This is a genomic window from Micromonospora sp. NPDC048169, assembly GCF_040652815.1.
Taxonomy (GTDB): domain Bacteria; phylum Actinomycetota; class Actinomycetes; order Mycobacteriales; family Micromonosporaceae; genus Micromonospora.
Genome location: NZ_JBEZMS010000029.1, coordinates 65,135 through 75,562, shown reverse-complemented (window position 1 = coordinate 75,562; position 10,428 = coordinate 65,135). Strand labels below are relative to the sequence as shown.

General features: G+C 72.4%; 7 protein-coding genes. 4 read left to right on the top strand and 3 right to left on the bottom strand.

The features are described from left to right. Positions 1-102 precede the first annotated feature (102 nt). Complete coding sequence (locus AB0D28_RS22670; RefSeq protein ID WP_357388670.1) at positions 103-1,065, bottom strand: type IV toxin-antitoxin system AbiEi family antitoxin domain-containing protein; 963 nt, start codon at positions 1,063-1,065, stop codon at positions 103-105. Between the two features lie 177 nt (positions 1,066-1,242). On the opposite strand from AB0D28_RS22670, the gene dusB reads away from it, so the two are divergent. After that, positions 1,243-2,406 (top strand): tRNA dihydrouridine synthase DusB, encoded by a 1,164-nt coding sequence (gene dusB / locus AB0D28_RS22665; RefSeq protein WP_357388668.1) that lies wholly within the window; start codon positions 1,243-1,245, stop codon positions 2,404-2,406. Between the two features lie 60 nt (positions 2,407-2,466). On the opposite strand, the gene AB0D28_RS22660 is transcribed toward dusB, so the two are convergent. Further along, the gene (locus AB0D28_RS22660) at positions 2,467-3,120 is read right to left on the bottom strand and encodes a C39 family peptidase (protein WP_357388666.1); all 654 of its coding nucleotides are present in this window, start codon (positions 3,118-3,120) and stop codon (positions 2,467-2,469) included. A 659-nt stretch (positions 3,121-3,779) separates the two neighbouring features. Then, positions 3,780-5,609, bottom strand: a complete 1,830-nt coding sequence (locus tag AB0D28_RS22655; protein WP_357388664.1) for a family 20 glycosylhydrolase — start codon at positions 5,607-5,609, stop codon at positions 3,780-3,782. Between the two features lie 312 nt (positions 5,610-5,921). Between AB0D28_RS22655 and ppdK the strand changes: the two genes are divergently transcribed. The 3 genes from ppdK to AB0D28_RS22640 all read left to right on the top strand — a co-directional run bounded on the left by ppdK (position 5,922) and on the right by AB0D28_RS22640 (position 10,392). After that, entirely contained in the window at positions 5,922-8,630 is a 2,709-nt protein-coding gene (gene ppdK / locus AB0D28_RS22650) for a pyruvate, phosphate dikinase (protein ID WP_357388662.1), read from the top strand. 115 nt (positions 8,631-8,745) lie between these two features. After that, positions 8,746-9,099, top strand: coding sequence for a VOC family protein (locus AB0D28_RS22645; RefSeq protein WP_357388660.1), 354 nt, complete (start codon positions 8,746-8,748; stop codon positions 9,097-9,099). A 57-nt stretch (positions 9,100-9,156) separates the two neighbouring features. Continuing rightward, a complete protein-coding gene (locus AB0D28_RS22640) occupies positions 9,157-10,392 on the top strand; it encodes a deoxyguanosinetriphosphate triphosphohydrolase (RefSeq protein WP_357388658.1) in 1,236 nt (411 codons plus the stop codon). The last annotated feature ends 36 nt before the right edge of the window (positions 10,393-10,428 follow it).

Genomic DNA, 10,428 nt, shown 5'->3' with positions numbered 1-10,428 from the left:
AATCCACGGCGGCTGCTCACCCCTCCTCACGTTCAGACGAAACGACCCTCACATCCAGTCGGTTACGCCCACCCTCAAAAAGTTAGGACCTCTTAACACCCCTCATCCGGGGGAGATCGGCTCCGCCCGTACGCCGGTCCCGGCGCCCAGCCCGCGCCGGGCCGCGTACGCGTCCTCCACCGTGCGCCGCACGCGGCCCGGCTCCCTGCGGATCTGCGCCGGCGTGAAGTGCAGGATGAGCACCCCGTAACGGCTCAGCTCGTTGTGCCGGTCCAGCGTCCGCGCCCAGTCGGCCGGGCTGAGGTGGTACTCTCGCGAGTCGACCTCCAGCGCCACCGCGCAGTCGGCGAGGTAGCCGTCCGGCGTCGGCAGGCGGGTGCCGTCGGCCGCCGACAGCCGCGGGTTCCACAGGATCCGGCCGAGCACGCCGCTGCCGCCCAGACACTCCCGCAGCTCCGTCTCCGGCGCGGAGCGGGCCCCGTCGGTGATCTCCGCGAATGCCTTCCGGATCAGGGCGGTGCGGCTGCGCCGGGCCCGGCGGATCTCCGCGTCCAGGCTGTCCAGGTCGGTGAAACCGCGCTGCACGGCCTCCGCCACCGTCGCCCGTACCGGCCGCAGCTGGCGCAGGTCGCGGGCGGCGTCCACGACCGCCCGGGCCGGTGAGCACACCGGGTACAGCGCGGTCCGCCGGGCCCGCGGATCAAGCTCCAGAGCCCGCGCGATCACCGCGTGACCGGCCGAGCGGCGCCGCACGTGGTGCGGCAGGACCAGGTGTACGTCAGTGCTGCGCGGACTGTGCCGGAAGCCGTACCAGACCAGGGCGGCCAGGCCGGTGAGCTGCGCGTCGGCGCCCGCGTAGAGCGCCGCTGAGATGCGCCGTTGCTCGTCGGTGAGGGTGCCGGTGACGAGTGCGTACGTGGCCGGCAGCACGCGCTGCCACAGGCCGCGCCGGGTCTGCCGGTACAGGTACATGTCGTCGTATCCGACGCCGAGCAGCTGCGTCCGCGTGACGATCTGCTGCTGGCGCTCGGCCAGGTCGCTGAGTTCGGGTGGCTGTTCGCGCATGCCGGCAGCCTGCGGGCTCGACCGCTGCTCCTCCTGCCCGTGCGCCCGGCCTGTGGACAGCCGCCCCGGTTGTGGAGAACGCCCGCCGGACGGGCCGGCTGTGATATGCGCCCTGTTAAAAAGGGGCCCGTGCTCTACCGGAGACGTTAAGAGGGGGCCCTTCCTTACACTTGTGCGGTGACTGCTCCGACGCTGCCCGCGCTGACCATCAGCCCGCACCAGGTGTGGCCGCCGGTGGTGCTCGCGCCGATGGCCGGGATCACAAACGTCGGCTTCCGCCGGCTCTGCCGTGAGCAGGGCGGCGGCATCTACGTCTGCGAGATGATCACCACCCGCGCGCTCGTCGAGCGGAACCCGAAGACGCTGCGCATGATCGCCTTCGGCGCCGAGGAGCACCCCCGCAGCCTCCAGCTCTACGGCACCGACCCGGAGATCACCGCCGCCGCCGTGCGGATCGTGGTCGAGCGCGATCTCGCCGACCACATCGACCTGAACTTCGGCTGCCCGGTGCCCAAGGTGACCCGCCGTGGCGGCGGCTCGGCCCTGCCGTGGCGCCGCCGGCTGTTCGCCCGGCTGGTCAAGGCCGCGGTGGACGCCGCGTCACCCGCCGGGGTGCCGGTCACCGTCAAGATGCGCAAGGGCATCGACGACGACCATCTGACGTACGTCGAGGCGGGGCTGGCGGCCCAGGACGCGGGCGTCGCGGCGGTCGCCCTGCACGGGCGTACGGCCGCGCAGCGCTACTCCGGCACCGCCGACTGGGACGCCATCGCCACGCTCAAGTCGGCGCTCGACGTGCCGGTGCTCGGCAACGGCGACATCTGGGAGGCCGACGACGCGCTGCGGATGGTCGCGCACACCGGCGTGGACGGCGTGGTGATCGGGCGTGGCTGCCTGGGCCGGCCGTGGCTGTTCGCCGACCTGGAGGCCGCGTTCAACGGCAGTGCCGGGCGGCGGCTACCGAGCCTCGGCGAGGTGGCGGTGACCATGCGGCGGCACGCCGAGCTGCTGGTGGAGCAGTTCGTGGCGGGCGCCCGGAACCCGGCCCGGGGCGAGCGGGACGGCTGCACCGACTTCCGCAAGCACGTCGCCTGGTACCTGAAGGGCTTCCCGATCGGCAGCGAGCTGCGCCGCTCACTTGCCATGATCGAGAGCCTGGCGCAGCTGGACGACCTGCTCGGCAAGCTCGACCCGGCCGTACCGTTCCCGGTGGAGAACCTCGGCCAGCCGCGTGGCCGCACCAACTCCCCGGGCAAGGTGTTCCTGCCCGACGGGTGGCTGGCCAGCCGCGACGACGACACCCCGCCGGACGGCGCCGAGCTGGACGACTCCGGCGGCTGACCCGGATATGACGAAGGGCCCGACCCCCGTTGGGGTCGGGCCCTTCGTCATGTCGTTCGGTCAGGAGCTGTAGCCGCGGCTGGCGATCCAGCGGGCGAGCTCGTCGACGTCCATCCGGTAGGAGGCCTGGTTCGGGTTGGCCGAGTCGGCGATCGTCACGACCTTCCCGTTGTCGCGGTAGCCCACGACGCTGATGTAGTGGCCGCCCTCGAAGGAGTGGGTGTTGCCGTCGGTGTCGGTGGCGGTGCCGGCGATGTTGGCGACCACGGCGCGGCCGTCGTCGACGGTCTTGACCACGTCGGCACGCAGCTTGTCGACCTTGTCGCGGTCGCGGGCCTTGTCCACGGGGATCTCGGTGGACTTGTAGACGTCCTTACCGGTCTCCTTGTTCAGCACCGGGGTGATGTCGTTGATGGAGTCGGTGCCGGACTCGGTGGTGCCCATCTCCTTGGCCATGGCGTGCACGTCGATGTTCTTGCCCTGCACGCTCAGCGCGTTACGGGCGGCGGCCGGGCCGCAGAAGTAGAAGTTGGGCTGGGCTTCGTAGCGCACGTCCAGCTCCCGCTCGCCGTGCTTGCGGTCGGTGGTGACGACCTGGGCGGCGCGCTCGGCCGGGGTGGCCTGGGCGGCGATGGCGGGGCCGGCGATGCCACCAGCGGTGGCGACGATGCCGGCAGCGGTCAGAACGGTCTTGCGCAGCAGAGTGGTAGCCATGATCAGTTGCCTCTCTGTCGGGGGTAAGCGGCAATGGGGGATGCCGCGAATAGAGATCAGGTGGCCCGGTATGTGCGTCGGGCCGGTGGCTCGCTCGGGCGGCCAGGGGGACGGCCTGCTCCGGCGGCTCGGGGATGTAACGACCGGGGACCCGGGGTCATTCCCGGCGCGCGTCGCCCGGTCTTACTGCTCGACAGGCGCTGTCGGCCTGCTCCGGCGGCGGGATCCGTCGGCCTGCTCGACGGCCCGGTGATGTAACGACCGGCGTCCCGGCCTGATTCCCGGACCGAGGGCGGGGCGGTCGGCGGGTGCGGCGCGGTCTGCCATGTACAACGCCCCGCACCCACCCCCGATTCCACCCGACCGGTGACCCGACCACCCCGATTCCGGACACCAACCCCGTCGAGGCTGCCCCGGGCTCCGCCCCCGCCGCCCCAAGGGCTCCCTCCCTCCCCCACCCCGGTGATCAAGGAGTTTGTGCCCGGCGCGCGGCCTCGAACGGACACAAAATCCTTGATCACCGGACCGATGGGGGTGAGTCGTGATGGTGCCGAATGTCGGTTTCTGGGATGGGGCGTCGATCATGAAGTTGGTGGTGCCTGGTTTGTCGCCGTCTACTTCATGATCGATCGGCTTGGGGTCGGCGGGGCCGGGGGCGGTTAGGGGGTGGTGGTTGGGGTGGGGGTGGGGGTGGGCTGGGTGGGGATGTGGGGGGCGGTTGAGGGCCAGGGGATCTCGGGGGAGGGGTGGAAAGTGATGCCGGCAGCCGCCCAGCGTGGGCCGTGGCCGGCGAGCCGGCTGCGGAACCGGGACCAGTCGTGCGTCTCGCGTGGCGACCAGCCCAGTTCGGCGACGGCGGGCAGGCGCGGGAAGAGCATGTACTCGACCTCGGCCGGCGTCGAGACCGACTCGGTCCAGAGCGGCGCCTCCACGCCCAGCACGGCCTCTGCCGGTACGCCCCGAACATGGGTGCCCGGATCCCACTCGTACGCCCGGCGTACGTCGATCAGACCGGCCCAGTCGTGCCCGATCGGGGTGTCCGGGGCGTACTTCATGTCCAGGTACGCGTGGTTGCCGGGGGAGAGGATCAGCCGAGCGCCCCGGCGTACCGCGTCGGCGGTCTCCGGGTCGTCGCCGTTCGTGCCCCACCACTGCAGGACGCGCCCGTCGACGTGCTCGGCCGGGGCGAGCTGGTGCCAGCCGACGACGGTCTTGCCGGTGGCGGCGACCAGCCGCTGCGCCCGCGCCACGAAGGCGCGGTAGCTGTCGGCCGGCACCTTGAACGCCTCGTCGCCGCCGAGGTGCAGCCACGGCCCGGGCGTCAGCGCGGCCACCTCGCCGACCACGTCCGCGACGAAGTCGTACGTCCGCTCGTCGGCGGGGTCGACGTAGCTGAACCCGACCTCGGTGCCGGTGTACGGCGGCGGCCCGATCTTGCCGGGTGCCAGTTCGGGGTACGCGACGAGCGCCGCGTTGGTGTGGCCCGGCAGGTCGATCTCGGGCACCACTGTCACGTGGCGGCGGGCGGCGTACGCGACGATGCGGCGGTAGTCGTCACGGGTGTACCAGCCGCCCGGGCCGCCGCCGACCTCGGTCGCGCCGCCGACCTCGGCGAGCCGGGGCCAGGAGTCGACCGCGATCCGCCAGCCCTGGTCGTCGGTGAGGTGCAGGTGCAGGTGGTTGAGCTTGTAGCGGGCCAGGTGGTCGACCACCCGCAGGACGTCCTCGACGCCGAAGAAGTGGCGGGCGACGTCGAGCATGGCGCCCCGGTAGGGGAAGCGCGGCCGGTCGACGATGGTGCCGCCGGGCACCGCCCAGCGCGCGGCGACAGCGGTCGGGCTCTCGATCGGCGCGGGTAGCAGCTGCCGCAGCGTCTGCGCCCCGTGGAACAGCCCGGCCGGGTTGACGGCGGTGATCCGCACGCCGTCGGCGGTCACGTCGAGCCGGTAGCCCTCGTCGCCGAGGGCTGCGCCGTCCGGCTCGCCGGAGCCTGTCGCCGCCTCGGGACCGGGAGCCGCCGGCGACAGCGTGAGCGTCAGCGGGCCGCCCTCGGGGGCGTCGGCGACCGGGAGCGGGAAGCCGGTGGCCGGGCGCAGCCAGGCGGCGAGCTGTTCGGCCACGTCCCGGCCGGCGGGACTGACCCGCAGCACCGCGTCCGCGCTCAGGGTGAAGTCCGCCGCCGGGTCCGGGACCACCCGCTCGGGCGCCGGCACCACGTCGTCGAGACGGACCGGCGCCGCTGCGGCGAGCGCGCCGTCGGCCCGGCTCGCGGCGACCCGCGCCAACTCGGCGGCGGGTGCCGGCACGCCGGGCAGCCCTGCATCCGCCGCGACGTCGGCCGACGGTCCCGCATCGGCGGATGCCGCGACGCCGGCGGGGGCCGCCGCGCCGGACGGCGACATCGCGGGTACGTCACCGGAAGACGTGCTGGCAGGACGGGTGGCGGTCGGCTCCGGACCGGTCTCCGGGGCGGTGGGGGTGGTCGGCACGGCGACAGCTCCGAGGGGTGTATTCGCGCGGGATATGGCAAAGGTGAGGATCCGCGAGACGCAGTGACGTCAAGAGTACGAGAGGAAGCGGAATTGCGTGATCGTGCTCGTGGAAGCGTTCCCAAAAACCCGTACGAACGCGGATTGTGGTGACCGTTGTGCCGAAAGTCACCGAACGCTCCCAGGTTTCGCGAAGTTCGCCTAGCCTTCGGCCCACCGACGCTGACGAGCCGGGATTACCGGTGGTCACTACCGGGGTATGTCCGAACTGAACCTTCGTTAAGTGTCAATGGCGCGCGTGGGAGGGCTCTGGTGGCAGCGCACGATTCGGTCGAGCAGAAGTACGTCTACGACTTCGCCGAGGGCAACAAGGATCTCAAGGATCTGCTCGGCGGCAAGGGGGCCAACCTGGCCGAGATGACGAACCTCGGCCTGCCGGTCCCGCCCGGCTTCACGATCACCACCGAGGCCTGCAAGGCGTACCTGACGACCGGGCGCGAGCCGGACGGCCTGGCCGCGCAGATCGAGGCGCACCTGGAGTCGCTGGAACGCGAGATGGGCCGGCGCCTCGGCGACCCGGACGACCCGCTGCTGGTCTCGGTACGCTCCGGCGCCAAGTTCTCCATGCCGGGCATGATGGAGACCGTCCTCAACGTGGGCCTCAACGACCGCAGCGTGGTCGGCCTGAGCAACCAAGCGGGTGGGAACGACAGGTTCGCCTGGGACTCCTACCGCCGCCTGATCCAGATGTTCGGCAAGACGGTCTGCGAGGTGCCGGGCGAGGAGTTCGAGCACGCGCTGGACGAGATCAAGCATGCCAAGGGCACGCACAACGACCTCGACCTGGACGCCGACGACCTGCGCGGGCTGGTCGACGCGTACAAGAAGATCTTCGCCAAGCACACCGGCCGCGAGTTCCCGCAGGAGCCGCGCGAGCAGCTCGACCTCGCCATCCGCGCGGTCTTCGACTCGTGGAACGCGGAGCGGGCGATCCTCTACCGCCGCCAGGAGCGCATCCCTGCCGACCTGGGCACCGCCGTCAACGTGGTGGCGATGGTGTTCGGCAACCTCGGTCCCGACTCCGGCACCGGCGTCGCGTTCACCCGCGACCCGGGCAGCGGCGCGCAGGGCATCTACGGCGACTACCTGGCCAACGCCCAGGGCGAGGACGTGGTGGCCGGCATCCGCAACACCGTGCCGTTGCAGGAGCTGGAGCAGCTCGACAAGACCTCCTACGACCAGCTGCTCGGCATCATGGCCCGGCTGGAGGAGCACTACAAGGACCTCTGCGACATCGAGTTCACCATCGAGCGCGGCAAGCTCTGGATGCTGCAGACCCGGGTCGGCAAGCGCACCGCCGCCGCCGCGTTCGTCATCGCCGGGCAGCTCGTCGACGAGGGCCTGATCGACCTGGACGAGGCGCTGCACCGGGTCAACGGCGCGCAGCTCGCCCAGCTGATGTTCCCGCGCTTCCAGCTCGACCACGGGTTCGAGGCGGTGGCCAAGGGCATCGGCGCCTCACCGGGCGCCGCGTCCGGCAAGGTCGTCTTCACCTCGGCCCGGGCGGTCGAGCTGGCCGCCGAGGGCGAGGCGGTGATCCTGGTCCGCCGGGAGACCAACCCGGACGATCTCAACGGCATGATCGCCGCCAAGGGCATCCTCACCTCCCGGGGCGGCAAGACCAGCCACGCCGCCGTGGTGGCCCGCGGCATGGGCAAGACCTGCGTCTCCGGCGCCGACGAGCTGGACGTGAACGTGCCGGCGAAGAAGTTCACAGTGGGCGGGCACGTGGTGAACGAGGGCGACGTGATCTCGGTCGACGGCACCACCGGCAAGGTCTACCTCGGCGAGGTGCCGGTCATGCCGTCCGAGGTGGTGCAGTACTTCGAGGGCGAACTCGACCCGGAGGACGTCGACGACGCGCTGGTCCGCGCCGTACACCGGATCATGACGCACGCCGACGCCACGCGGCGGCTGCGGGTACGCACGAACGCCGACACCGGCGCGGACGCGGCCCGGGCGCGGCGCTTCGGCGCCGAGGGCATCGGCCTGTGCCGCACCGAGCACATGTTCCTCGGCGACCGGCGCGAACTGGTCGAGCGGCTCATCCTGGCCTCCGGCCCGCAGGAGCGGGAGGACGCGCTCGCGGCGCTGCTGCCGCTGCAGCGGGCCGACTTCATCGAGATCTTCCGCGAGATGGACGGCCTGCCCGTCACCGTGCGGCTGATCGACCCGCCGCTGCACGAGTTCCTGCCCCCGCTGGAGCAGCTCGCGGTGAACGTCGCGGTGGCCCAGGAGCGCGGCGAGGACGTCGCCAAGGAGGAGGCGCTGCTCGCCGCCGTGCGGCGGATGCACGAGGAGAACCCGATGCTGGGCCTGCGCGGCGTCCGGCTCGGCCTGGTCATCCCGGGCCTGTTCGCCATGCAGGTCCGCGCGATCTCCGAGGCCGCCGTCGCTGTCGTCCGCGACGGCGGCAAGGCCTGCCCGGAGATCATGGTGCCGCTGGTCGGCGCCGTGCAGGAGCTGGAGACGGTACGCACCGAGGCCGAGCGGATCATCGCCGAGGTGGTCGGGGACAGCGGCGTCGAGGTGCTGATCGGCACGATGATCGAGGTGCCCCGGGCGGCGCTGACCGCCGGGCAGATCGCCGAGGCGGCCGAGTTCTTCTCCTTCGGCACCAACGACCTGACCCAGATGGGCTGGGGCTTCTCCCGCGACGACGTGGAGGGCGCGTTCTTCTGGCGCTACCTGGAGCTGGGCATCTTCGGCATCTCGCCGTTCGAGTCGATCGACGCCGACGGCGTCGGCCGGCTGGTGCGCATCGCCGCCGAGGAGGGCCGGGCGGCCCGGCCGGGGCTGAAGCTCGGCGTCTGCGGCGAGCACGGTGGCGACCCGGACTCGGTGCACTTCTTCCACTCCGTCGGCCTGGACTACGTCTCCTGCTCGCCGTTCCGGGTGCCGGTGGCCCGGCTGGAGGCCGGTCGCGCAGCCATCACCACCACCGGTTCGGACTCCCGCTGAGGAGGCGCGGGGCCGCCGGTGTTCGCCGGCGGCCCCGCGTACGCCCGACGCGCCTTTCCGGTCTCCTCGGCGTAACCTGAGCTTCCGCCACGTGTCGATCAGGAGGGGTGGGCGCATGACCGCCGTCTGGGAGAACCTGACCATCGACGCCCGGGACCCGTCCCGGCTCGCCAGTTGGTGGGCGGAGGCGCTCGGCTATCAGGTGATCACCGACAAGCCGGACGAGGTGGAGATCCGCCGCACGCCCGACACCTCACCCGGTCTCGTCTTCGTCCCGGTCGCCGGGCCGAAGGAGGGAAAGAACCGGCTGCACATCGACCTGCGACCGGCCGACATGGAGGCCGAGGTGGAGCGCCTCGTCGACATGGGCGCGCGGCACGTCGACATCGGCCAGGGAGACGTGGAGTGGACGGTGCTCGCCGACCCGGAGGGCAACGAGTTCTGCGTGTTGCGGGAGCGCGAGGGGTGAGCCGGTTTTGCGAGCCCCGCAGTCGCGACCTCCGGCCGTTGCGCCAACGCGGCAGCGGTGACCGGGGCTGACGACGCGGCGCGGCTGGTCGGCGAGGCGCCCAAGGACACCGGGTACGGCCGGTCGCCGTTCGAGCGGGACCGCGCCCGCGTGCTGCACTCGGCGGCGTTCCGCCGGCTCGCCGCGAAGACACAGGTGCACGTCGCCGGGACGAACGACTTCCTGCGTACCCGGCTGACCCACTCGCTGGAGGTCGCGCAGATCGCCCGCGAGATGGGCGCCCGGCTGGGCTGCGACCCGGACGTGGTGGACACCGCCGGGCTGGCGCACGACCTGGGCCACCCGCCGTTCGGGCACAACGGGGAGTACGCGCTGGACGAGCTGGCCGCCTCCTGCGGCGGCTTCGAGGGCAACGCGCAGACGCTGCGGGTCCTCACCCGGCTGGAGGCGAAGGTGTTCGCCCCGGACGGGCGCTCGGCCGGGCTGAACCTGACCCGGGCCGGGCTGGACGCGGTGAGCAAGTACCCGTGGCCCCGCCGGCCCGGCGAACGCAAGTTCGGCGTGTACGCCGACGACCGCCCGGTCTTCGACTGGCTGCGCGAGGGCGCCCCGCCCGGCGACCGGCGCTGCCTGGAGGCCCAGGTGATGGACTGGGCCGACGACGTGGCGTACTCGGTGCACGACGTCGAGGACGGCATCCACGGCGGGTACGTCGACCTGCGCCCGCTGCTGGCCGACCCGGACGAGCGGCGGGCGCTCTGCGCCGACGTGGCGGCCACCTACTCCGGTGAGGCGCCGGAGGACCTGGGTGAGGTGCTGGGCGAGCTGCTCGCCGATCCGGTGCTCGCCCCGCTGGCGGCGTACGACGGCAGCCACCGTGCCCTCGCCGCCCTGAAGGCCACCACGAGCGTGCTCACCGGCCGGTTCGTCGCCGCGGTGGTGGCCGCCACCCAGCAGCGCCACGGTCCCGGCCCGCACCGCCGCTACCAGGCCGACCTGGTGGTGCCGCGCCGGATCCGGGCGCAGTGCGCGCTGCTCAAGGGCGTGGCGCTGCGGTACGTGATGCGCCGCCCCGGCGCGGAGGAGCGCTACGCGCGGCAGCGGGACGTGCTGGCCGGGCTGGTCGCGGCGCTGCTGGACCGGGCGCCGGACGGGCTGGACCCGATGTTCGCGCCGCTGTGGCGGGACGCGCCGGACGACGCCGCGCGGCTGCGCGTGGTGATCGACCAGGTCGCCTCGCTCACCGATCCGGCCGCGCTGGCCTGGCACGCCCGCCTGGTGCCACCGAGCTGACGGAGCCGCCGACGCGGAGCTTAGGCTAGCCTAAGC

What these genes read in the sequence shown, in the direction of transcription:
- AB0D28_RS22670 (WP_357388670.1), bottom strand. Translation starts at nt 1,065, where the DNA reads ATGCGCGAACAGCCACCCGAACTCAGCGACCTGGCCGAGCGCCAGCAG.
- AB0D28_RS22660 (WP_357388666.1), bottom strand. Translation starts at nt 3,120, where the DNA reads ATGGCTACCACTCTGCTGCGCAAGACCGTTCTGACCGCTGCCGGCATC.
- AB0D28_RS22645 (WP_357388660.1), top strand. Translation starts at nt 8,746, where the DNA reads ATGACCGCCGTCTGGGAGAACCTGACCATCGACGCCCGGGACCCGTCC.